This is a genomic window from Pseudidiomarina homiensis, assembly GCF_003987225.1.
GTDB lineage: Bacteria > Pseudomonadota > Gammaproteobacteria > Enterobacterales > Alteromonadaceae > Pseudidiomarina > Pseudidiomarina homiensis.
In genome coordinates, this window is record NZ_PIPX01000001.1 from 1,058,456 (window position 1) to 1,082,288 (window position 23,833).

A 23,833-nucleotide genomic window follows, 5' to 3' on the forward strand; every position below is an offset into this window, starting at 1 on the left:
TACCTAAGATTAATGAGGGGATAAACTCAGAGGTTCAAGACGAACATCCCTGTTCCGACGAAATGGTGTCTATCCTTAACTCCATTTCTAGATCCTGAGTCACACCTTAGCCACCCTGATGCGTTAAATCAACCTTTGCGCAACACTTTTTACACTTTATTTACCGTTTTCATCAGGTGATTTGTCTTTTACTTGTTGTTCTTTATGTTCTTTTTCTTCTTTTTCACGACTCTGCTTCACAGCCTGCTGTTCAGAGATTTCATCGGCAGTGATCAGCGCCACAATTTGCCAACCTGGCTTCGGCTCAAAAGTATGATCGGTGGTAAACACATGGAACACCTTGCGTTCGTCAATGGCAAACATCGGAATCGCACGATTGCCATACCGTTCTTGATAGTCGGTAAAGCTGAAGCTCTCAGTAATCGTAGTGGTCTTCATTTGCGCACCTTGGAACGTCAGACTCGCAAGTTTCGAGAACGTCACTCCCTTACCAAACAACTTCAAGCGCTCACGATAACTTTCGGAGAGTTGGTTGCGTGCTGGGGCATCGTGTTCTGTACTCGGTAACCCATAGATTTTCTCTGAGGCAAACCAATCCATGTAGTGCAATGCAACCACTGGATTTAACTGCTTGTACGGGGACAAGATCAAGACCTTACCAATGCCGGTCATATCCATGTTGTTTTCAGCGTGCTCAGAGGTTGGATTACCGAAATACACCGGCAAGTTCTCCATGCGGGCGGTTTTAATGTTTTCCCAGTTGGTATCCGCGAGCAATACCGGCAAATCATGCTCACGCAACGCCTTGGCTATCGCACGTGCAGTTGCGTTGGCGCCGAAAATAAGAAAACCATGAGCTGGCGGTTCACGTAGCTTCAAAGCGTGCGCCAGCGGCTTTGCTGTTAGGCTTTGCAGTACGACGGTACTAAGAATGACCAAAAACACCAACGGCACTAATAATTCTGCGTCCGTCCAGCCGGCTTGTTGCAACTTCAACGCAAACAATGCCGATACGGCGGCGGCCACGATACCGCGTGGCGCAATCCACGACAGCAATAGCTTTTCTCGCACATTGAGTTGCGTTCCAATCGCTGACAGCCACACACTTAGCGGACGTACCGCAAAAATAATAATCGCCAACAAAATGACTGCTGGCAGGCCGAGCTGGCTAAAGGCTTCGGTATTCAACCGCGCAGCAAGAATAATAAACAGTCCTGAAATCAGCAGCACGCTGAGCGTCTCTTTAAACTCCAAGATGTCATCAAGGTTGAGGTTACGCATATTCGCCATAACCATGCCCATGACCGTAACCGTTAACAAGCCAGACTCATGCTGTAGCGCGTTGGATAAGGCAAATACCCCCAGCACTGAGGCTAATGTCGCAACATTCTTGAGGTAATGTGGGAACCAACCTTTGTGCAAGGCGATGCCGAGGAGTTTGCCAGCGGCGTAACCTAATGCGAAGCCAATACCGATAGTGATGCCAAAGGCTTGGAACGCATGCAACAGTCCTGCACCCTGGCTCGCAATGATAAATTCGTAGACCAAAACCGCCAGCAATGCGCCTACTGGATCGATGATGATACCTTCCCAACGCAGAATGTTGGCAATATTCGACTTAGGCCTTACCGAGCGTAACATCGGCATAATTACGGTGGGTCCGGTCACCACCACCAAAGCACCAAACAGCGCGGCGAGCTCCCAACCAAAATCCATCAGCAAGTACGCGACAATTGAAATAGCGATCCAGGTGACCAGCATGCCAATGCTAACAAGGTGAGTTACCATTCGCCCATGACCACGGATTTCTTCCATTTTCAGGGTTAAGCTCCCCTCAAACAGAATAATGGCAACTGATAACGACACCAGCGGGAATAAAATATCGCCAAACACGGCATCCGGTTGCAGCCAACCAAGACCAGGACCAACCACCATCCCGACAATCAACAACGGTAGAATTGCAGGGATCTTGAGCCGCCAAGCTGACCATTGACAGAGAATCGATAGAACGCCGATGAGGGCAAGAGCTGACATATTTGACATATAAAGTGTTACTCCCTGTACAAAGCAGTTTACGGCGAGCCGGAGAAAAAGCTGATCTGGCTCAAGAAAGATCACTTCTCTTCTTGTTGATAATCATTCGCATTTGCGTACAATACAGTCATCGACAGTCAAATGCTCGCCCGTTTTGGGTCTGACTTACTACGAGGTTCTCAAGTTATGAGATTAGCTAACATGAAAAAATTCGTGTCACTCAGTGCTATCACTTTAGCATTAACGGCAAGTGTTGCCCACGCAGCAACGGTAAACGTGTATTCTGCGCGAAAAGAAGCACTTATCAAACCCGTTTTAGAGCAATTTACCGAAAAAACGGGAATTGAAGTACGTTTATTGACCGGCGGCGGTGATGCGCTCCTCGCACGCTTACGTAACGAAGGCGAAAACAGTCCTGCAGATCTCTTTCTTACCGTCGATGCTGGCAACCTCCATCGCGCGGCCGAAGCTGGTATTTTCCAACCGATTACTGACGCCGGAGTGCTCAACAAAGTGCCCGCCAATCTGCATGGCGCTGACAAGCTGTGGATCGGTTTAAGTTTGCGCGCCCGTCCGTTGTTCTACGCCAAAGACCGCGTCGACCCAAGTGTCCTGAATGGTTATGAAGACCTTGCCGCAGAACGCTGGGACAACAACGTTTGTATCCGTTCGTCCGACAATATCTACAACCAATCACTCACCGCCGCCTTAATTGAACATTGGGGCCCGGAAAAAACCGAAGCGTGGGCTAAAGGCTTGGTCGGTAATCTGGCCAAACCTCCAGTAGGTGGCGATCGCGACCAAATCAAAGCGGTCGCAGCTGGGGTTTGCGATATTGCCGTAGCAAACACTTACTATTTAGGCCTCATGGAAGCTTCGAACGATGCTGACGAACGCGAAGCAGCAAGCAAAGTCGCTATTTTCTGGCCAAATCAAGAGAGCTTTGGTACCCACGTCAACGTCTCGGGAATTGGCCTCACGAAGCATGCGAAGAACACCCAAGAAGCACAGCAATTGATCGCGTTTTTACTCTCTGAAGAGGCACAGCGTTGGTACGCTGCAACCAATAATGAGTACCCTGCGGTAAATGGCGTCGAATGGAGCGAACGTTTACAAGCATGGGGCGAGTTCAAAATGGATTCTATTGAGATGCGCTACCTTGGCGAAAATAACGCTGCTGCGGTTAAACTTATGAACCGAGCTGGCTGGCGTTAATGCAAGCACGCGGGCGGCAATTCTCCCTCGTAGCTTCAGCGTTAGTGCTGGGGCTACCGCTTTTTGTTATCGTTTTCGCCCTCTTGCAACTGCTGTTTGGGGGCGACTTCAGCACCCTTGGTCACCTCTGGAAAACGGTTATTCCGGAGTACGTCCGACACTCCTTGTGGTTAATGCTCGGGGTTGCGGTAGGCGTCATCACTCTCGGCGTAAGTACGGCGTGGCTGACCACTAGCTGCCGCTTTCCTGGACAAAAAATACTCAGCTGGGCGCTCTTGTTACCGCTGGCGATGCCGGCATACATCACCGCCTACACTTATACGGGGATGTTCGATTACAGTGGTCCTGTACAGGACACCTTGCGGACAACCTTTGGTTGGGGCTACGGCGACTATTGGTTCCCACAAATTCGTAGTCTCGGTGGGGCTATCGTGGTGCTGAGCTTAGTACTCTTCCCCTATGTTTACTTAATCACCCGTGCGACCTTTTTGCAGCAGTCCGCTACAACCTTAGAAGCTGGCCGTAGTTTGGGATTAACGCCGTGGCAATGTTTCCTGCGGATTGCCTTGCCCTTAGCACGGCCCGCTATTGTTACCGGAACCACACTGGCGCTGATGGAAACGCTCGCCGACTACGGTACCGTGCAGTATTTTGGGGTAACCACCTTCACCACCGGAATTTTCCGCACTTGGTATGGACTTGGTGACTTGACCGGCGCGTTGCAACTGGCGGGCTTACTGTTAGCAGCGGTCATCAGCCTCATTCTGTTGGAGCGTTGGTCACGCAAGCAAGCACGCTACGATCAACGTAACCCGCGCCCTGCCACCCCTTTCGAGTTGCATGGTAGAAAGGCTTGGCTCGCCAGTATCGCTTGCTGGCTACCATTAGTGTTTGGCTTTATTTTACCGGCAGTGCAACTGGCGGCATGGTCACTCGAACGTTGGCAAGTATGGACCACGGGCGACTTCTGGCAGTTAACTTGGAATAGCTTCGCCCTCGCCTTTATGGCGGCAATTTTAGTCGTCATGATTGCCCTGTGGTTGGCCTATGGCCGTCGCCAATTGCCAACCCGCGTCGTCCGCACCAGCGTCGCCTTTGCCGGGTTAGGTTATGCCATTCCTGGCTTAGTCATCGCCGTAGGCTTATTAGTGTTGCTCACATCAATTGACAACGTCATTATCGCTGCTAGCCAACGTTGGTTCGACTACAACCCAGGCTTGCTGCTATCGGGTACCTTATTTGCATTACTTTTCGCCTATGCTGTGCGCTTTTTAAGCGTCGCTATACAAACTGTGCAGGCCGGCCTCGCGGAAATTCGACCCAGCATGGACGAAGCCGCTCGAATTCACGGTTATAAGCCCTTGCAAGTGCTGCGGCTCATTCATCTACCGTTATTACGACCGAGCGTACTGACCGCGATTATATTGGTTGGCGTCGACGTTTTGAAAGAGTTACCGGCAACCCTAGTATTGCGTCCGTTTGATTTCAATACGCTCGCAGTGCGCGCTTACGAAATGGCCGGTGACGAACGTTTGGCTGATGCCGGTCCGCCCGCTTTGATGATGGTGATGGTGGGTTTGATACCGGTTATTCTGCTGTCGCGAGCTATGTTAAAGTCGCAACAAAATGCCCTGAAGGAGCAAGACTTTGTCCCTGTTACAGCTTGATCATTTACATGTTCACCTTGGTCAAAATGCGATTGTTCGTGGCGTATCCGTGCAACTCGCGGCAGGCGAAATCGGTTGTTTGCTTGGCCCTAGCGGTTGCGGAAAGACGACGCTGTTGCGAGCTATAGCAGGCTTTCAACAAGTAGCTGCGGGCAGCATTAGCCTCGCTGAAAAAACCGTCTCTGCACCGGCTTACACCCAAGCACCAGAACAACGGGGCATTGGTATGGTTTTTCAGGATTTTGCCTTGTTCCCCCACTTAACTGTCGAAGAGAACATCAGCTTTGGCATGCGCCATGCCAGTGCGAAAGAAAAACTCCAGCGGGTGGATGAGCTGCTTAATCGAATTGGCTTGCCGGGCTACCAAAAACGCTACCCACATGAACTATCGGGTGGCCAACAGCAGCGTATTGCCTTGGCCAGAGCACTCGCTCCTAAGCCGCGCCTGTTATTGCTTGACGAGCCCTTCTCAAGTCTTGATGCTGAATTGCGCGAGCGGCTTGCGGTCGAGGTCCGTGAGTTGCTCAAAAAAGAGCAAATTACCGCATTGTTGGTGACCCATGATCAGCAGGAGGCCTTTGCCATGGCCGATAAAGCTGGCGTCATGTATCAAGGCGAATTGCTTCAGTGGGATACACCTTACCAACTTTACCATCAGCCGCGTCACCAAATGGTTGCGGACTTTATTGGCCATGGGGTTTTACTGCAAGGTACGGTGAATTCAAGCGGCTCAATGGCGTCGCCATTGGGTATGCTCGAACATCCGAGCTTGGCCAATGTTGCAGGCGGCACCCCAGTGAGCTTTTTGGTACGTCCTGACGACTTGGTGCCCGATCCCGAATCGCGTTTACGCGGCACCATCAAAGCACGTGGTTTTCGTGGCGCCCACAATCTTTACAGCGTCGAGTTAGTCAGCGGTGTTGAAGTCTTGACCCTTAGCGCTTCACACGAGCAATTAGAGGTCGGCGCCGAAATTGGGCTGCGCCCAGACTTCGACCACCTTGTGGTATTTGCTGCCGATCACTGCGAGTTGCCAGGCTTCCATAGTCAGGCCCCCGCCTTTCGTCCGGTATTACCAAAAGCGCAAACGGCGTAACAGTAAAAATTCAACCACAGCGATGACGCCAAGTGCGCCACAGAAAATCCAAAACGCGTTGTCGTTATCGACGCCTGGCATGCCACCAATATTAATGCCAAATACCCCGGTCAAAAAGCTGATCGGTAAAAACACGCCAGCAACCATCGACAACCAATAGGTATTGCGATTCATTTTTTCTGCCACTTCCTGCTGCAAATGCTCACGCAACATCCACACTTGTTCTAATAGCATTTCGAGCGATTCAAGTTCACGTTGAATGCCGTCGCGTTCATTCACCAACCACTGCACATTTTCGGGTTCCAACCACTTTGGCGCATCCACACCAAAGCGCTCAATCGCAGCAAGTTGTGGCCTGACAAAGCGAACTAAACGCAGCATCCGTCGATGCAATTCGGTGAGCTTACGTTGGCGTTCAGACGTCGTTCCTTGAGCATCGTCTTCTAGGCTCTCCATTTCGACTTCTATGACATCCAACAGTTCTTCAAGACGATTGTTCATTTCTTCAATTAGGGTCACTAAGAAGTCGTTGAGTGATTCAGGTCCCTCCTGTCGCTGCAAGCGCTCACGAATGACCCCAACCGAACGAATAGGCCTTTTGCGAAAACTATAAATAGCGCCTTTGTAATAGAGAATACGTAGACTGAGCATATCTTCTGGACGCTCGCCTTCGGTCAAGTTAACGCCCCGCAAGATCAGCAGAAAGCCTTCGTTACTGCGCTCAAAACGTGGTCGCGTATCCTCTTCTAATACAGCATCAATCAGTGGCGCTGGAATCCCTGAAGCCGCTAACCAGGTATCAATGCCTGGTAAATCGCGCTGAATGTGAAACCAACGCTGTGGGGCACCTTGTAGGTCATGCTCGATAGGTTGTGCGGGATGACAGGAGAAATCCCAACTATCGATCATAAAATCTGGTCGTTGCGTTAAGGTTGAGTTCGCCATGTAAATTCCTTCCGTGCGGTTGCTGCAACATTTTCTGCTTTAAGGTTACAATAGCAGCCAATTGAAATAACCTCATTAAAAAGGATCGTGCATGTTACTTGCTGTTGTCGCTGTAATTGTTGGCTTAGCTTTGCTTGTCTGGAGTGCTGACCGGTTTGTTGATGGAGCAGCTGCGACCGCAACCCATCTGGGGATGCCCCCACTCTTAATCGGCATGGTGATCATTGGCTTTGGTACGTCCGCCCCCGAAATGGTGGTATCAGCATTAGCTTCGTTACAGGGAAACCCCGGCTTAGCTTTAGGTAACGCCTTCGGCTCAAACATCACCAACATAGCCCTCGTGCTGGGTATTACCGCAGTTCTCGCGCCAATTGCCGTAAGCAGCCAAGTACTTAAACGCGAAATGCCGATTTTGATTGCCATTACTTTACTGATGGCGATCCCACTTTACGATCTCACCATCACCGCGATTGAAGCCTGGATGATTCTAGCTATTTTTGCTGCCTATATGGGCTGGAGTATTTACCAAGGCATGCGCGGTAAAGATGACGTACTCGCGGGTGAATTTGATCAGGAACTCAAAGAACACAAAATGCCCCTTGGCAAAGCCATTGTTTGGCTGGTTATTGGTCTTGTACTTCTCGTCATTAGCTCACGTGTCTTGGTTTGGGGTGCAGTCGATATTGCCGTCGCGTTGGGGGTGAGTGACTTAGTCATTGGCCTAACTGTGGTGGCCATTGGTACGTCGTTGCCAGAACTCGCATCAGCCATAGCGGCGGTCCGCAAAAATGAGCATGACCTCGCTTTCGGTAATGTCATTGGCTCTAACATGTTTAACACCCTAGCTGTGGTGGGGATTGCCGGCGCAATTCATCCTGTAAGCCTAGAACCTCTGGTATTAAGCCGTGATTGGGTTGCCATGACGGTGCTAACTCTATTATTGGCGATTTTCGCCTTCCGCATTAACCGTCCAACGCGACTGAACCGAATCCACGGTATCGCGCTATTACTTTGTTATACTGCTTACACGATCTACTTACTCAAAACGGGCTTCTAAATGATCGACGAAAAGGCAATTGCAACCGCACAACGACTTGGCTACGCCGGCTTAATCCCTTTCTTAGCCTTTACCCTTGGTGGACTGCTTGATGTTTATGCAGACCACGCAGTGCGCCTTTTCGTCATTTATAGTGCGCTTATTCTTAGTTTTCTTGGCGGCATTCACTGGGGCGTCGCCATGCAAAGCGAAGGTAGCCCTACCCGCGCTTTCAAATGGAGCATGCTGCCGAGCATCATAGGTATCGTGCTCTTTTTTGCCGGGATCTGGGTATCGCCTTTATCCATGTTGACGATTCTTGCCCTTACCCACTTGTTCTGGCTTAACTTTGAAAAACGCCATCTAAGCGAACAGCTTTGGTACTTAGAGCTTCGCAACCGCCTCACCTTCACGGTTGTTGCTCTGCACGTGATCTTGATCATTATTTCGCTGTAAAGCTGACGCAAAAACAAACAGCACTGTTGCGAATCATTCGTATTTGTATTAGTATTTAGACCAAGTACTCAACGAGGTCTTTATGTACGTCTGTCTTTGTAAAGGTGTCACCGATAAAACCATTCGTCGTGCCGTGCACGAAGAAGGCATCAGTACGATGCGCGAACTCCGCCAAGAATATGGCGTAGCATCGCAGTGTGGCTGCTGTAAAAGTTGCGCCAAAGAAGTCCTCAGCGACGCTGTGAAAGAGCGGAATAAACGCTTTTTAGAAGAAACCTTGTTGCCAACGGACGTGTGCTACACTTAAGCTAGGTTTTAAATTACCTAGGTTAGGAGTAGTTCATGCAAGGCGAACCCAAAGTTCTTCAAGAACTTAATCGAATTCTTACCCGTAAGTTAACTGCCATTAACCAGTACTTTTTACATGCTCGTATGTATAAAAACTGGGGTTTTGAAGCACTGAATCACACCATTTATAAAGCTTCGATCGAAGAAATGAAGCACGCTGATGACATCATCGAGCGGCTGCTATTTCTTGGTGGTATCCCTAACTTACAAGATCTTAGTAAGCTCTTCATTGGCGAAGACCCGCGCGAAATGCTGCAACTGGATCACAAAATCCAACTCGCCGACGTCGAGGCCATTCGTGACGCGATTGCTCAGTGTGAAAAGCAGCAAGACTACGTTAGTCGCGACATGCTCGCTGAGATTTTGGAACAGCAAGAAGAGCATTTAGATTGGCTCGAAACCCAGCTCGACTTAATCACCCACTTGGGGGCTAACACCTACCTGCAAACCAAACTGCATAAGGAGTCTTAAAATGACTTTAGACAGCGCAGCTGTGGTGAAGCAGCTTAACCGTTTACTCGCGTTTGAATTAACCTCAATCGATCAATACACAGCGCACTCACGCCGCTACGAAGATATGGGCTTAGACAAATTGTATGAGCGCATCAACCATGAAGTTGATGACGAGCGCGGCCATGCGGACTTGTTGATCCGCCGGATGTTATTCCTTGGTGGCCGTCCAGATATGGATGCCCGTGAAAAGCACACCATCGCAGACGATGTGCCGACCATGCTTGCCAACGACCTTGAACTTGAGCGCAACAATGCCAAAACCCTGCGCGAAGTCATCGACTTTTGTGAACAAGCAGGTGACTTTGTCACGCGTGACATGCTCGTCGGCATTCTTCGTGATACAGAAGAAGATCATGCTTACTGGCTGCGGCAGCAACTTGAGTTGATTGACCGTTTAGGACTGGAGCTTTACCTGCAGGCACAAATGTGAGTAAAACACCTACAGAACAAGCCACGGACACCATCGATACGGTGGTGTCTACCGTTTCGGGCGCATTTCATTGGCTCGAAAAAGAGCTTTTTAGCGTTGGTGAAACCGCCGTCACCTATGGTTCGGTGTTTCGCTTTGTAGCGATTTTATTTGCCACCTACATTGTCTCAGTGCTCATCCAAAAGGCACTGCAACGCTATGGTGACATGCGCAGTAGCTTTTCACGCTCATCACTCTATGCGCTCAAACGGATCACCCACTACATTATTTTGCTCGTGGGCTTTTTAGTCGCTGTTGCTTCCATCGGCATTGATTTAACCAAGTTTGCGATCTTTGCCAGTGCCTTGGGTATTGGCGTAGGTTTTGGCTTACAAAACCTGATCAGTAATTTTAGCGCCGGTATTATTTTACTCTTTGATAAGACGCTAAAAGTGGGTGACTTTGTCGAACTGGAATCAGGCGTCACCGGTGAAGTGAATGAAATCAATATTCGTAGCACCATTATCACCACCAATGACAATATCGACATTGTCGTACCAAACTCTGAATTCGTCGCTGGCCGCGTTACCAACTGGACCATGCGCGATACTTATCGACGCATCAAGGTTCCCTTTGGTGTTGCTTACGGCACCGATAAGGAACTGGTCAAAAAGGCTGTATTGGAAGCCGCGGATAAAGTGCCACACACGTTGACCGACACCTCTCACCGACCACCTCAAGTGTGGTTAGTTGAGTTTGGTGAAAGCAGTCTTAACTTCGAGCTCGTGGTGTGGCTAAAGCCTGAAGCCGTCAACCGCCCCGGCGCAGTTCAAGCAGCGTTCTTATGGGAAATTCACACGGCTCTCATTGAGAACACTATTGAGATTCCGTTTCCACAGCGTGACTTGCATATTAAAAGCTGGCAAGCCGATGATGCGATACGTGTGGCCAAGGGCGCCACAGAAAAAAAAGCCCCTGAGCCGGAGCCAGAGGCAAAAGAGCAACCCTCACATAACGATGCTGCCGACGAGATCTAGCTGCCAAGCTGCTGCTTGAGCTCGTCGACACAACTCGGATCGTCGATGGTCGATGGAATACTCACTTCGGTATCGCCATCGGCCAGTTGCCGCAGCAAGCGCCGCAGAATTTTACCCGAACGGGTCTTGGGCAGACGCGGCACCACATGAATTTGCCGCAAACAGGCCACTGCGCCAATCTCATCACGTACCCGCTGCACCAAGCGCGCACTCAGTTCCTGCGGTGCAATGTCCACACCATCTTTGACAATCACTAATCCCACTGGGATCTGCCCTTTGAGCTCATCACTAACGCCTATGACGGCACATTCGGCTACGGCAGCGTCCATGGCCAAAATCTCCTCCATTTCGCCGGTTGATAAGCGATGGCCAGCAACATTAATGACGTCGTCGGTGCGGCCCATAATGAAAACATAGCCGTCATCATCTTTGTAGCCACCGTCACCACTGCTATAAAAGCCCTTAAATTCGCGCAAATAACCCGCAGAAAACCGCTCAGAATTGCGCCAAATCGTGGTCAGACAGCCTGGCGGTAAGGGGAGCTTAATCGCCACAGCGCCCTGCTCGTTTGCTTCAACTTCGCTGCCGTCTGGCGCAAGAATACGAATATCATAACCCGGCACGGGTAGTGTCGATGAGCCAGGTTTTATCGGATGCTCAGCGATTCCTACAGGATTCGCACATATCGGCCAGCCCGATTCGGTTTGCCACCAATGATCGTACACCGGCTTTCCGGTCATCTCTTGGGTCCATTCTAAGGTTGGCGGATCTAAGCGCTCGCCAGCCATGTAAATGCGCTCTAACTTGCTCAAGTTATGAGGTTTTAACTGGCGAGCCTCAGGATCTTCCTTTTTAATGGCTCGAAAAGCCGTCGGCGCGGAAAAGAGAACACTTACACCATACTCCGCACAAACGCGCCAGAAAGCACCAGCATCCGGCGTGCGCACTGGCTTACCCTCATACAGAATAGTCGTAGCGCCCGCCAAAAGTGGGCCATAGACAATATAGGAATGACCTACCACCCAACCCACATCTGAGGCCGTGAACATAACCTGCCCCGGTTGCACGCCATACACCACATTCATCGAATAGCGCAGTGCCGTGGCATAGCCACCGGTATCGCGCACGACACCCTTGGGTTTTCCAGTGGTACCCGAGGTGTACAGAATATAAAGCGGATCGGTGCTTTTCATTACCGCACACTCGGCTGGGGTAACATCAGATAGCGATTGCTGCCAATCGATATCACGCGGAGCCTGCAGCTCCGCTTGGCACATTGAACGCTGCCAAACCACCACATGCTGTGGCTTGACCTCGGCCAACTCAATAGCTTTGTCGACAAAAGGCTTATAGGGCAATACTTTATCGACTTCCACACCACAGGACGCGGTGATGACCAGTTTGGCTTCCGCATCGTCAATACGCACCGCCAACTCATGCGGCGCGAAGCCACCAAATACCACCGAGTGCACCGCCCCTAATCGCGCACACGCCAGCATGGCAATCGCAGCTTGCGGGATCATCGGCATATAAATAACGACCCGATCCCCCTTCTTCACATGGTATTTCTTTAGCAACCCAGCAAATTGCGCTACTTGATCACGGAGTTCACGATAACTGTAACGCTCCTTTGTTTGCGTTACTGGCGAATCATAAATCAGTGCCGTTTGCTCCCCACGCCCATTATCCACGTGGTAGTCAAGGGCACAAAAAGCCATATTCAGCTCGCCATCGACAAACCAATCGGCCGTACCGTCTGGCCGCAGTTGCATGATTTCGCTAGGCTCATTAAACCAATGCAAGCGCCGTGCTTGCTGCAACCAAAACCGCTGCGGCTGTTGCAACGACGATTCGTATTCGTGGGGGTAGTTGTTCATGGCTGAAGTCCTTTATCCTGCTGCGATGGCTTAACTGTAGCGCAGTATGGGATTCTGCCTATTCGACTTGAGTCGTAAGAGCCGTTATTCGGGTAGCCCGTGGTTCTACCACGGGAATTCTCGAATTCAACGACAATGGTTAAAACGTCAGGCTTGCCCCGTGGTAGAACCACGGGCTACGAACAGCGAATAGTAAACAGCGCTCTTGTTTTTGGCCCTTTGATGGCCTATCATTGCGGCCGCTTTTGGAGAGGTGTCCGAGTGGCTGAAGGAGCACGCCTGGAAAGTGTGTATACGGTAACCCCGTATCGAGGGTTCGAATCCCTCTCTCTCCGCCAACTACTAAAAAACCGCCCCCGTGGCGGTTTTTTGTTTTGCACCGCACGCCAGTGCGGCCCAAAGGGCGAAGGCCATGGATGGCCTGAGTGAATCCAAACCTCCACTTTAAACGTACCCATTGTACTCAATCCAGTTTTCGTTATGATGAATCTGACGGTTTTTTCATCAAGGAGTCGTACTATGTTTCAGAAAGTGATTGGAGGTGCTTTCGTTTTAGCCGCTGTGCTCGTCGCAGGTCAGGCCCAAGCGAATGAAGAGGCGGAAAAGTTGGCGCAGAACAATGCTTGCACAGCTTGCCATGGTATTGATAACAAGATTGTTGGCCCAGCTTATAAAAAAGTCGCAGCGAGTTACGCAGATGATGCAGACGCCTTGGCAAAGGTCAAAAACAGCATCAAAAATGGTGGTAAAGGTAAATGGGGTGAAATACCCATGCCAGCGCAGCCACAATTGAGTGATGAACAACTCACTTTGCTGGCCGAGTGGATTTTAAGCCTTAAATAACCGTACAGGTTACCTACCGAGTAGGATGCGACATTGGTCGTGTCCTGCTCCTTTTCCCTTTGAGCCTCGTTATAGTGAATAGCATCACTCATGAGGAGGCAACCATGAAAACCAAACTACTTTCCTTTTCTCTTGCGGCTGGACTGGCCCTTACCAGTGGCATCAGCGCCGCAGCCGACCGCATTACCGGTCATCATTTTGCGACCCGCTCTGAAGCGATGGCCCCCAATGCCATGGCCGCCACAAGCCAACCGTTAGCGACGCAAGTGGCACTCGATATTATGCAGCAAGGCGGTAATGCCATTGACGCCGCGATTGCGGCAAATGCGGTATTGGGCTTGGTTGAACCAACCGGGAATGGTATCGGAGGCGATCTTTTCGCAATTATTTGGGATGCTGAAAGTGAACAACTTTACGGTTTGAACGCTTCGGGACGCTCGCCGCAAAGCCTCACGCTCGAGTACTTCAAACAAAATGGTTATAGCTCGATTCCACCACGGGGCGTTTTGCCTCTTTCGGTTCCTGGCACCGTTGATGGTTGGTTCGAATTACACGAAAAATTCGGCCAGTTGCCAATGGCCAAGGTCCTTGCACCAGCCATCGAGTATGCTCGCCAAGGCTTTCCGGTCACTGAGGTTATTGCCTATTACTTCGAACGCAATGCCGAAGTGCTGCAAGAGCAACCGGGCTTTGCCGAAGTGTTTATGAAAGACGGTCAACCACCGCAGAAAGGTGAGCGTTTTACCAACCCTGACCTCGCCAACACTTTAGAGACCATCGCTGAGCAAGGCCGCGACGTTTTCTACAAAGGCGATATCGCGAAAACCATCAGCGACTTTGTAGCTGAGCATGACGGTTTTCTTTCGTACGACGACTTAGCAGAGCACTCCTCGACGTGGGTTGAGCCAGTAGCGACTAATTATCGTGGCTATGACCTGTGGGAGTTACCACCGAATACCCAAGGGATTGCCGCTCAGCAAATTCTTAATATTCTTGAGAACTTCGACCTTGCGAGTATGGGTTTTGACAGTGCCGAATACATTCACCACTTTGTCGAAGCCAAGAAACTCGCCTTCGAAGATCGCGCCAAATACTATGCCGATCCAGCTTTTAGCAAAGCTCCCGTCGAAGGTCTGCTCGATAAGGGCTACGCCAAAGAACGCGCTCAGCTCATCAACCCTAACAAAGCCGCCAACGCAGTTGAAACGGGCAACCCACCAACCGAAGGCGATACCATTTACCTGACCACCGCCGACCAAGCTGGCAACATGGTATCGTTGATTCAAAGTAACTACCGTGGCATGGGCTCGGGCGTAACGCCGACCGATTTGGGCTTTGTACTCCAAAACCGTGGTGAGTTGTTTGCCCTTGAAGAGGGTCATGCAAACGTATTCGCCCCGGGTAAGCGTCCATTCCATACCATTATTCCGGCCTTCGTTACGAAAGACGGTAAGCCAGTGATGAGCTACGGCGTGATGGGTGGTGCTACGCAACCGCAAATGCATGCGCAAATTTTAATCAACATGATTGATTTTGGTATGAACCTACAAGAGGCTGGCGATGCGCCGCGCATTCTACACTCAGGTTCAAGCCAGCCGACGGGTGAGCAGATGACAGACGGCGGTGTCCTGAGCTTAGAGAATGGGTTCTCGGCCAAAACTCGGCGTGAACTCATCAAGATGGGCCATACCCTGCAAGAAGCGGTCGGCCCTTACGGTGGCTACCAAGCTATCTGGAAAAACCATGAAGAAGATGTCTATTATGGTGCTTCCGAGAGTCGCAAAGACGGTCACGCGGCAGGTTTCTAATCCAATAGACAGACCAGCCACGTAGTTATCACAAAGGAGGTGTTTGTGCGTTGGTTGATCTTATTAGTATGTGTCATTGGCATTGTGGTCGGGGTGAGCTCCTGTAGCGCCCCTGGCCGTTTTGCCGATCGTAACCCTTACGTTACTCCCAAAGATACCAACGCTATCGATTTCTTTATGATGCGATGGTTTGGTGACGACCCTTGGGCTGATCAAATGCAAGAGTACAGCAATGATCCGAGCCTCGTGCCGCAAACCCGCATTGACCTTGGTGCACTACTGCAACCCAGCACTAAGCCGCAACTGACTTGGCTCGGACATGCTACGTTCTTATTGCAGTACCAAGGCCTCAATATCCTTACCGACCCTATTTTGAATGGGCGGGCGTCGCCGGTCAGCTTTGCAGGGCCTGAGCGTATTACTCCTGCACCACTTAGTGTTCAAGATTTACCGCCTATCGACATCGTCGTCATTAGCCATAATCATTACGATCACTTGGACGAAGAAACCATTGCGGGGCTCGGCGCTCAGGTCAATTATATGGTCCCGTTAGGGCTCACCGAATGGTTTGTAGAACAAGGTATTAGCGCCGAGCGTGTGTACGAATTCGATTGGTGGCAACAACTCAATTTTGGCCCTGTTACTGTTACGGCGACGCCAAGTCAGCATTGGTCAGCTCGCAATCTATTCGATAAAAACGAGACGCTGTGGGCGAGCTGGCACCTACAGGTCGAAGACTGGCAAGTATGGTTTGGTGGCGACACCGGCTATAACCCATTTCAATTCAAGGAAATTGGCACACGCTTTCCCGCTATCGACGATGCACTTATTCCCATCGGGGCGTACTTGCCACGCTGGTTTATGCAGCCACAACACGTTAATCCTCCAGAAGCCCTGCAGATTCACCAAGATCTCGGCGCAACCCGCTCCTACGCCATGCACTGGGGTACTTACCAACTCGCCGCCGAAAGCCTAAAGCAAACGCGAGGAGACTTAGCCGCTGCAAAACAGAACGTTGCGAACGACAACAATGAACAACTCAAAATTCTAGCTATCGGCGAAACCAAGACAATCATACAAGACTAAAAGTAAATAAAACTTGACTTATCTAGTCCCTTGCGCAACTCTATGTAAAACACACTTTACTTTTGGAGAATACTTATGGGTTGCAACAGAACAAAAAAGAACACGTTAGGATTAGCGCTTTGGACCGCTGCGTGGTTAATCTCGACCGCGGCTGCAACCGCAGTCGCTACCACGTATGCTGAAGAGCATTACGGACTCAAACTCGCATTAGTCATAATCAATTTAGTGATCGGTGGGGTTATGATTGAAATGAACCGACGCCATATTATGGCTCTTGATGAGCTGCAGCAGAAAATTCACTTACAGGCGATGGGGATCACATTAGGCGTTACCGTTATTGTAGGGCTAGCCTACAACATCGCAGATATTGGTAACCTCTATGCCGGTGACGCTGAATTTTCTTATTTACTCATCTTGATGAGTCTTAGCTATTTGTTTTCGATCATCATCGGCACACGGAGATACCAATGAAAAATAGACTCAAAGTGCTCCGTGCTGAGCGCGACTGGACCCAAGCGAATCTAGCCGACGCGGTTGATGTTTCGCGGCAAACCATTAATGCGATTGAGAAAGGCAAATTTGATCCAAGTCTGCCGTTGGCCTTTAAGTTTTCGCGACTATTCAATACCCCTATAGAGGCGATCTTTTTCGATGAGGGTGATCGTTAAAAACAAAGTGCCATTTTGCCATGAGCTAAGGTAAGCTGAAGGCATGAGAGTTTAACGCTGAAGAGGTGGGCATGGACTTGGTTTTGACGGCACTCATCGCCAGTGCTATCACAGGTGGGTTAACAGCGGTTGGCGCGTTACCGGTGCTGTTTGGACGTCAACCCTCTGAGTCCTTTAACGACACTCTGCTTGGCTTCGCCGCTGGGGTGATGTTAGCCGCCTCGTTCTTTTCTCTTATTGTGCCGTCAATTGAAATAGCGACTGAGCTCTATGGTGAAGGTCCAGCACCCGCTTTGATTGCCGTGTTTGGCATCTTACTCGGAGCGGTCGCCATCGCCGTAATGGATCGCCTACTTCCACACGAGCACTTTATTTCCGGCCCTGAAGGCCGTTCATCAGAAAAAATTGCTGGAGTTTGGCTGTTCGTTTTTGCCATCGCCATTCATAATTTCCCTGAAGGACTTGCCGTTGGCGTTGCCTACGGTAGCGGCGAAAGTGATGCCGCGTTCTCATTGGCGTTGGGTATTGGCCTGCAAAACCTACCCGAAGGTTTAGCTGTTGCGGTAGGTTTAGTTGCTGTGGGGTATAGTCACCTTAAAAGCTTTGTGGTTGCGGCACTTACCGGTCTTATCGAACCTATCGGCGGTTTAGTCGGCGGTGTCTTTGTAAATATTTCACAAGTTTTACTGCCCTGGGGCCTCGTTTTCGCAGCAGGTGCTATGCTCTTTGTCATCAGTCACGAGATTATTCCCGAAACCCACCGACGTGGTCACCACCGACGCGCTACCGCAGGCTTAATGGTTGGCTTAGTGGTGATGTTATTCCTTGATGTGTGGTTAGCAGCATGACAACAATTGCTTTTTTAGGTTATGGCGATATCGCCGAACGCACCAGCTCGCTATTGCAGTTTGCTGGATTTACGCAAATGCGTGGTATGTGTCGTCATCCTGATAATAAGAACAACCCCGCCCATATCGAGCTACTCGCTGGCGATGCGAGTAACGCTGCTGACTTAGAGCGTTTAGTTGATGCCGATGTCGATGTTGTCGTTATTACCCTAACGCCAAACCGAAAGTCGGAAGATCCGTATTTCAACGGCTATGTGCTGCCCTGTCGGCTGTTGCAACATCAATTACAAAGCCAGGGATTAAGACCTCGTATTATCTATATTTCAAGCACGGGCGTTTATGATCAGCGCGATGGCGAGTGGATTGATGAGCGTACGCCGGCAGAGCCAAGTGATCACCACGGTCAGATGTTACTTCAAGCCGAACAGACCATCGCCACCGCAACCGATCAGGTAAGTATTTTGCGTTGTTCAGGGATTTATGGGCCAAACCGCACGCGGCTTGCTGAGATGTTAATTTCGGGCGAGGCGGTCATTACACCAGCTTGGACGAATCGGATTCACGCCGACGATGTCGCAGGCTTTATCGCGTTTCTGATTCAGCACCCCGATAAGCAGCAGCCAATGTTCCTCGTATCGGATGATGAGCCGTTACCGCAAGAGGCTGCTTATGGCCGTTTAGCCGAGCGCTTGGGAGTCGATTTGAGCACCTTTCCACGCAGTGATGATATTGGGCGTCGAGGCAGTAAGCGAATTAGTAACCGCTTACTGCGGGCAAGCGGTTACCAACTGCAACATCCGACCTATACGCCGCGCTGATCGGACGCTTAGGTCTTTTTGAAGTTCAACATACGCTGTAATGGCCGCATCGCCTGTTCAGCGAGTGCTGGGTCGACATGAATCTCGTGCGTCGCACCACCATGCTCTAATGCTTCAGCAATGGCTACCAGGCCATTCATTGCCATCCACGGACAATGGGCACAGCTGCGGCATGTTGCACCTGCTCCAGCGGTCGGTGCTTCAATGAAGTGTTTGCCTGGTGACAGCTGCTGCATCTTGTAAAAAATACCGCGGTCGGTCGCTACAATAAAGGTATCATTCGGGAGCTCTTGGCTGGCTTTAATCAACTGCGAGGTCGAACCCACCGCATCGGCCATTTCTACCACATGGGCTGGCGACTCTGGGTGCACCAAAATGGCCGCTTCTGGATAAACTTTCTTCAGATCTTCTAAGGCCTTGGTCTTGAATTCATCATGCACCACACAAGCGCCCTGCCACATGATCATGTCGGCACCCGTCTGCTTCTGAATGTAATTACCTAAATGCTTGTCTGGGCCCCAAAGAATGGTCTCTCCTTCGGCATCAAGGTGATCAACAATATCCAACGCAATGCTCGAAGTAACCACCCAATCGGCGCGCGCTTTTACTGCAGCTGAGGTATTCGCATAAACCACAACTGTTCGCTCAGGATGCGCGTCACAGAAAGCCGAAAACTCTTCGATTGGGCAACCGATATCAAGTGAGCAGGTTGCTTCTAACGTTGGCATCAGAACGGTTTTGTGAGGCGTGAGGATTTTCGCCGTCTCACCCATAAATTTAACGCCAGCGACAATCAAAGTGTCGGCGTCATGATTCGCACCGAATCGCGCCATCTCGAGTGAATCCGCAACGCAGCCACCCGTCTCTTCGGCCAATGCCTGAATTTCAGGATCGGTATAATAGTGTGCTACCAGCACAGCATTCTTTTCTTTTAGCAACTGCTTGATACGCGCAATGTAAGCCGCTTTTTCAGTGTCGCTTAAAGGTTTAGGTTTGGCCGGGAACGCGTAGTCGAGCTGGTCAATAACGCGGGCTTGAATCTCTTCAGTAATACTCATGCTGCTACTTCACCACATGCGAAAAAAAGTTAGAGTAGTATACTGCAAAACAAGGCTAGGGTAAAAAATCGTGGTGGGTCGTGCAGGATTCGAACCTGCGACCAATTGATTAAAAGTCAACTGCTCTACCAACTGAGCTAACGACCCACGACTAAAGAAGGGGATGATGAGAAGATTGGTGGGTCGTGCAGGATTCGAACCTGCGACCAATTGATTAAAAGTCAACTGCTCTACCAACTGAGCTAACGACCCAATCTCATCGGTTGCTGCTTATCAGCGGCAACGGCGGCATAGTTTACTTAAAATGCCGCGCGTTGCAACTGCAATTTGCAGATATACGGTGCGTTTGCTCAATTAGCGAACACTTCGCGTAAAAAACCACAGGCTTTTTACAAATTTGCTAAGCGTTTCTCAGCTAATCCGGCCGGAGTACTGTTTGGGTACTCGCTAATAACCTTCTCAAAATAGCTACGTGCAAGCTGACTTTCACCTTGTTGTTGGGCAACGATACCCAACTTCAAAATGCTGTCACCACGTTTATTGCTATCAGGGAATTGCTCCACTACAGCGGTGAATTCCTGCTTCGCTTCGTCAAATTGACCTTCCGCATACAATAACTGACCAAGCCAGTAGTGTGCATTAGGAACGTAAGTCGAATTCGGGAATTGCTGAATAAACTTACGGAATTCAGGAATCGCGGCGTCGTAGCGACGATCTTCCATGACTAAGCGAATCGCTTTGTCATAGGCATCGTTTTCGCCTAAGTTGTTTGAGTACTCAACTCCGCCAGAAGCGTTCGACGACGGTTCAGCAACCGTAGATGGCTCAGGATTCACCGGTGTCGCCGCTAAACGACGATCGATTTCCTGATAAATTTCACGTTGCCGCTGCAAAATCTGCTCAAGCTGGTAGGCATGCTCTTCGGTTTTGCCGCGCAAATCAGCGACCTCATCCTGTAAGCTTGCCATTTGATCCAGCAGCGCCATTTGCGCAGCGTTACGCGCATCCATCACCCGTTCTAGTTGCTCTAAGCGTTCTTCGACACTGCCACTACCTAACTTAGACACCGGTGCCTGTGCGAACACGACACCGGGGACAACAAAGGCTAGCACTAGACATAATTTTTGCATTGGCTTAACCGTATATTGCTTCATTTAAATGGTGCTTAGTAAACCAGTACACCGCGACGATTTTTTGCGTACGCCGACTGGGTAGAAGCATTTACCAATGGCTTTTCTTCACCGTAAGACACGGTTTCCATTTGGTTTGAACTTACACCTAGGTTTTGCAGGTACTGTGCTACCGCTTTCGCACGACGCTCACCGAGGGCGATGTTGTATTCTGGAGTACCACGCTCATCTGCGTGACCTTCGATGGTGACAGTAACATTCGGGTTTTGCACTAAGAAGTCAGCGTGCTCAGAAAGCATCTGGGCATATTCAGAGCTTACTCGTGAATCATCAAACGCAAAGTAAACAATGTTTTCTTGACGCAAGGTTTCCATTTGTTCAGCACGGATTTCTTCAGGAGTCTTAGTGCGCTCCGCAGAATCCAGCTCAACACCAGAACCTTGTTGGTCTTGTTGTTGCTGATTGGTTTGTTGATTTGCTGCATCATCGGCACCTTGGCTTGAGCTACAGGCAGCCAAAGTCAACATAGGTACGGCGATTAGCAGGCTTTTTAGTAACTGGTTTGCGTTCATGTCCGCGATCCTTAGTTCTCTGTTTAATTAATATTTTTAGGGTTCGTTCTGTATAAAACTAGCGTAAATATGGCGACCACGAAGGCGACTTAACTTCACCTTCACGGGCTGGCAAACGGGCCTTAAAGCGACCGTCTACCGAAACCAACGCCAACACTTGTTGGTTGTTATGAGTAGTACTGTAAATCACCATACTGCCATTTGGCGCTAGACTTGGTGATTCATCCAACGACGTTTGCGTTAGAATTTGCAGGTTACCACTCGGATAATCTTGCTTAGCAATATGATAGTTGCCTTGCGTGCGATTTACCATGACCACTTGTTGGCCATCAGGCGTATAGGTACCGCCGAGATTTTGTTCGCCCTCGAAAGTAAGTCTACGCACCTGACCTGAATCTAAATTTACGCTATATAACTGCGGTCTGCCACCCCTTTCTGAGGTGAATACAAGGGATTTCCCGTCAGGTGACCAATTCGGTTCTGTATCGATAGCGTGATGCCGCGTTACACGGGTTAGACGCTTGCTTGCAACATCCATCGTGTAAAGCTCAGGATTGCCGTCTTTCGACAGTACCATAGCCAGCGTGCGCCCATCCGGAGACCAAACTGGACTACTATTAATCCCCGAAAATGATGTCATCTTTTCACGCCGAGTGGTGTAGATGTCCTGCACAAAGATTTCTGGGCGTTTGTTTTCAAAACTCACGTAGGTAAGCTTATTGCCGTCCGGCGACCACGATGGCGACATTAACGGTTCAGGACTACGTAGTAACACCTTTTCGTTGTAGCCGTCATAATCAGCCACCACCAGCTCATAAGGCTTTTCGCGATTGTGGTTGACCGTAACGTAAGCGATGCGCGTCATAAATGCACCAGGATCGCCCGTCATCGTTTCATAAAACACATCCGAGATTCGGTGCGCGTACTGACGGAACTGATCACCGTTGATGACGCTGCGACGCGCATCGAGAATATGATCATTTGAGCTTACCAGCTCACCGCCACGCAACACGCGTGAGCCACTAGTAATTTGCCCGCGCAATACGTCAATAATTTGAAAAGCGACGGTATAGCGGTCGACGGCATAGGGTTCGATGGTCCCCACCAAAACCGCTTCTACCCCTAAGCTCGCCCAACTCGGGTAGTCGATTTCCTCCTCCGAGCTTGGCATTTGTGGCATCGCATTGGTCGGTATCGGGTTAAATTTACCACTACGCATCAAGTCCGCTGCAATAACTTGTGTCAGCCCCTCAGGCGCTGGGCCGTCACCTAACCACCGAAACGGTACGACAGCGATCGGACGCGCACTATCGATACCGTCAGTGATAACGATCTCAAGTGATGCCTTGGCCGGACGATACATTAAGCTCACCACAATTGCGGTGACTAAAACAAATGCTAGCTTTTTCATCATACTCATGGGCGTTGCTACTTCATTGTTTAGTTAAATTCAGGAGCGAAGGTCAAATTGATATCTTTCATCTTCGCGAAAACTTCAGGGTCTTCAGATACAGGTAGTGTACCTGCTTTTAGCACCGCATTCTCGGTTGCTTTACAAACTCCTGGGTCACCACTTACGCGATTCACTGAAATCACGAAACCACTGGACGCTAAGCGAATGTTTACCACGCACTGCTTACCTTGCATGGACGAGTCAGAAATTAAGTTGCGCTGAATTGTCGCCTTAATCAAGTTGGTGTATTTACCTAACTCGCTTTGAACTTGCCGTGCCTTCGCCGCCGCTCGCGCCTCACGCTCGCGTTCTAATTCTTCTTGCATCTGACGCTCACGCTCCGCTCGCGCACGCTCTTCGGCTTCTTTGCGTTTACGCTCTTCTTCACGGCGACGCTCTTCAGCTTCGCGGCGCTTACGTTCTTCTTCCGCCTTACGTGCTGCCTCTTCTTCAGCTTTGCGGCGCTGCTCGGCTTCTGCCGCCTTGCGTTCAGCTTCACGCTGTTGTTTCAGCGCAGCTTCTTTCTCTTTAGCCAACCGCTCTCGCTCGGCACGCTGTTGCGCTTCAAGCTCACGTTGACGTTGCTGTTCCGCTTCGCGCTGACGTTTTGCTTGCTCAGCACGACGTTCGAGTTCGGCAATTTCATCTTTGCGCTGTTGCTCAGCTGCACGAATTTCCTCAAGCTGCTGCTCAACTTTTGCCTTATCGACAGTGGCGGCCTTCACAATCTCTTCTTGTGGCACAACCTCTTCCGAGAGCGGCGCGTCAAGCGTTACTTCCATCGCCTCAGGTGTACTTGGTGAGAACTTAAAGCCTGCGACTAAAATAATGACCACACCTAAGTGCAGCGCCACCGACAAAAGCAGTGGAACGGTCATTTCCTGCGGCCATGTATACTTACCCTTCTTCACATGCG

General features: G+C 50.2%; 24 protein-coding genes and 3 tRNA genes. 17 read left to right on the forward strand and 10 right to left on the reverse strand.

Going from position 1 to position 23,833, the window contains the following annotated elements; genetic code table 11:
• Positions 1–156: 156 nt before the first annotated feature.
• Positions 157–2,043 carry a cation:proton antiporter gene (locus CWI70_RS05135; protein ID WP_126771141.1) on the reverse strand — a complete coding sequence of 629 codons (1,887 nt, stop codon included), beginning with the start codon at positions 2,041–2,043 and terminating at the stop codon, positions 157–159.
• Between the two features lie 192 nt (positions 2,044–2,235).
• Here CWI70_RS05135 and CWI70_RS05140 point away from each other — a divergent pair, with 192 nt between their 5' ends.
• From CWI70_RS05140 to CWI70_RS05150, 3 genes are read left to right on the forward strand one after another with little or no spacing between them, the layout of a single operon-like run.
• On the forward strand, positions 2,236–3,249 hold the full coding sequence (locus CWI70_RS05140) for an extracellular solute-binding protein (RefSeq protein WP_126771143.1): 1,014 nt from the start codon (positions 2,236–2,238) through the stop codon (positions 3,247–3,249).
• Positions 3,249–4,916, forward strand: a complete 1,668-nt coding sequence (locus CWI70_RS05145) for an ABC transporter permease (RefSeq protein ID WP_126771145.1) — start codon at positions 3,249–3,251, stop codon at positions 4,914–4,916. The genes CWI70_RS05140 and CWI70_RS05145 overlap by 1 nt, the downstream gene beginning before the upstream one ends.
• Positions 4,903–6,012 carry an ABC transporter ATP-binding protein gene (locus tag CWI70_RS05150; RefSeq protein ID WP_126772728.1) on the forward strand — a complete coding sequence of 370 codons (1,110 nt, stop codon included), beginning with the start codon at positions 4,903–4,905 and terminating at the stop codon, positions 6,010–6,012. Before CWI70_RS05145 ends, CWI70_RS05150 begins: the two co-directional genes overlap by 14 nt.
• Here the strand turns inward: CWI70_RS05150 and CWI70_RS05155 are convergent.
• On the reverse strand, positions 5,989–6,957 hold the full coding sequence (locus tag CWI70_RS05155; RefSeq protein ID WP_126771146.1) for a CorA family divalent cation transporter: 969 nt from the start codon (positions 6,955–6,957) through the stop codon (positions 5,989–5,991). The two genes, CWI70_RS05150 and CWI70_RS05155, sit on opposite strands and share 24 nt — an antisense overlap.
• A 91-nt stretch (positions 6,958–7,048) precedes the next feature.
• On the opposite strand from CWI70_RS05155, the gene CWI70_RS05160 reads away from it, so the two are divergent.
• From CWI70_RS05160 to CWI70_RS05185, 6 genes are all read left to right on the forward strand, one after another.
• The gene (locus CWI70_RS05160; protein WP_126771148.1) at positions 7,049–8,014 is read left to right on the forward strand and encodes a calcium/sodium antiporter; all 966 of its coding nucleotides are present in this window, start codon (positions 7,049–7,051) and stop codon (positions 8,012–8,014) included.
• Positions 8,015–8,449 (forward strand): DUF3429 domain-containing protein, encoded by a 435-nt coding sequence (locus CWI70_RS05165; protein ID WP_126771150.1) that lies wholly within the window; start codon positions 8,015–8,017, stop codon positions 8,447–8,449. It abuts the gene before it with no gap.
• Positions 8,450–8,531: 82 nt separating this feature from the next.
• Positions 8,532–8,756, forward strand: a complete 225-nt coding sequence (locus tag CWI70_RS05170) for a bacterioferritin-associated ferredoxin (RefSeq protein ID WP_126771152.1) — start codon at positions 8,532–8,534, stop codon at positions 8,754–8,756.
• A 35-nt stretch (positions 8,757–8,791) separates the two neighbouring features.
• Entirely contained in the window at positions 8,792–9,268 is a 477-nt protein-coding gene (gene bfr, locus CWI70_RS05175; RefSeq protein ID WP_126771154.1) for a bacterioferritin, read from the forward strand.
• 1 nt (position 9,269) lies between these two features.
• Positions 9,270–9,740, forward strand: coding sequence for a bacterioferritin (gene bfr, locus CWI70_RS05180; RefSeq protein ID WP_126771156.1), 471 nt, complete (start codon positions 9,270–9,272; stop codon positions 9,738–9,740).
• Positions 9,737–10,756: a mechanosensitive ion channel family protein gene (locus tag CWI70_RS05185; protein WP_241967823.1), complete on the forward strand. Its 1,020-nt coding sequence runs from the start codon at positions 9,737–9,739 to the stop codon at positions 10,754–10,756. The genes bfr (CWI70_RS05180) and CWI70_RS05185 overlap by 4 nt, the downstream gene beginning before the upstream one ends.
• On the opposite strand, the gene CWI70_RS05190 is transcribed toward CWI70_RS05185, so the two are convergent.
• On the reverse strand, positions 10,753–12,633 hold the full coding sequence (locus CWI70_RS05190) for an acetate--CoA ligase (protein ID WP_126771158.1): 1,881 nt from the start codon (positions 12,631–12,633) through the stop codon (positions 10,753–10,755). The genes CWI70_RS05185 and CWI70_RS05190 overlap by 4 nt on opposite strands.
• Before the next feature lie 247 nt (positions 12,634–12,880).
• On the opposite strand from CWI70_RS05190, the gene CWI70_RS05195 reads away from it, so the two are divergent.
• The 8 genes from CWI70_RS05195 to CWI70_RS05230 all read left to right on the forward strand — a co-directional run bounded on the left by CWI70_RS05195 (position 12,881) and on the right by CWI70_RS05230 (position 18,704).
• Positions 12,881–12,971 (forward strand) — tRNA-Ser (locus CWI70_RS05195).
• Between the two features lie 181 nt (positions 12,972–13,152).
• Entirely contained in the window at positions 13,153–13,476 is a 324-nt protein-coding gene (locus CWI70_RS05200) for a c-type cytochrome (RefSeq protein ID WP_126771160.1), read from the forward strand.
• Between the two features lie 104 nt (positions 13,477–13,580).
• Positions 13,581–15,284 carry a gamma-glutamyltransferase gene (ggt, locus tag CWI70_RS05205; RefSeq protein WP_126771162.1) on the forward strand — a complete coding sequence of 568 codons (1,704 nt, stop codon included), beginning with the start codon at positions 13,581–13,583 and terminating at the stop codon, positions 15,282–15,284.
• Positions 15,285–15,329: 45 nt separating this feature from the next.
• Complete coding sequence (locus tag CWI70_RS05210; RefSeq protein ID WP_126771163.1) at positions 15,330–16,370, forward strand: MBL fold metallo-hydrolase; 1,041 nt, start codon at positions 15,330–15,332, stop codon at positions 16,368–16,370.
• Between the two features lie 75 nt (positions 16,371–16,445).
• The gene (locus CWI70_RS05215; protein WP_126771165.1) at positions 16,446–16,841 is read left to right on the forward strand and encodes a hypothetical protein; all 396 of its coding nucleotides are present in this window, start codon (positions 16,446–16,448) and stop codon (positions 16,839–16,841) included.
• Entirely contained in the window at positions 16,838–17,038 is a 201-nt protein-coding gene (locus CWI70_RS05220) for a helix-turn-helix transcriptional regulator (protein ID WP_126771167.1), read from the forward strand. The genes CWI70_RS05215 and CWI70_RS05220 overlap by 4 nt, the downstream gene beginning before the upstream one ends.
• Positions 17,039–17,109: 71 nt before the next feature.
• Positions 17,110–17,886, forward strand: a complete 777-nt coding sequence (locus tag CWI70_RS05225) for a ZIP family metal transporter (RefSeq protein ID WP_126771169.1) — start codon at positions 17,110–17,112, stop codon at positions 17,884–17,886.
• Positions 17,883–18,704: an NAD(P)H-binding protein gene (locus tag CWI70_RS05230; protein WP_126771171.1), complete on the forward strand. Its 822-nt coding sequence runs from the start codon at positions 17,883–17,885 to the stop codon at positions 18,702–18,704. Before CWI70_RS05225 ends, CWI70_RS05230 begins: the two co-directional genes overlap by 4 nt.
• A gap of 8 nt (positions 18,705–18,712) precedes the next feature.
• Here the strand turns inward: CWI70_RS05230 and nadA are convergent, their stop codons facing one another.
• From nadA to tolA, 7 genes are all read right to left on the reverse strand, one after another.
• A complete protein-coding gene (nadA, locus tag CWI70_RS05235) occupies positions 18,713–19,762 on the reverse strand; it encodes a quinolinate synthase NadA (protein WP_126771172.1) in 1,050 nt (349 codons plus the stop codon).
• 71 nt (positions 19,763–19,833) lie between these two features.
• Positions 19,834–19,909 (reverse strand) — tRNA-Lys (locus CWI70_RS05240).
• 29 nt (positions 19,910–19,938) lie between these two features.
• A tRNA-Lys gene (locus CWI70_RS05245) sits at positions 19,939–20,014 on the reverse strand.
• 137 nt (positions 20,015–20,151) lie between these two features.
• Complete coding sequence (gene ybgF / locus CWI70_RS05250; RefSeq protein ID WP_126771174.1) at positions 20,152–20,892, reverse strand: tol-pal system protein YbgF; 741 nt, start codon at positions 20,890–20,892, stop codon at positions 20,152–20,154.
• A gap of 35 nt (positions 20,893–20,927) precedes the next feature.
• Entirely contained in the window at positions 20,928–21,464 is a 537-nt protein-coding gene (gene pal / locus CWI70_RS05255) for a peptidoglycan-associated lipoprotein Pal (RefSeq protein ID WP_126771176.1), read from the reverse strand.
• Positions 21,465–21,522: 58 nt separating this feature from the next.
• Positions 21,523–22,878, reverse strand: a complete 1,356-nt coding sequence (gene tolB, locus CWI70_RS05260; protein WP_126772734.1) for a Tol-Pal system beta propeller repeat protein TolB — start codon at positions 22,876–22,878, stop codon at positions 21,523–21,525.
• Between the two features lie 26 nt (positions 22,879–22,904).
• Positions 22,905–23,795, reverse strand: a complete 891-nt coding sequence (tolA, locus tag CWI70_RS05265; protein WP_126771178.1) for a cell envelope integrity protein TolA — start codon at positions 23,793–23,795, stop codon at positions 22,905–22,907.
• Positions 23,796–23,833 lie beyond the last annotated feature (38 nt).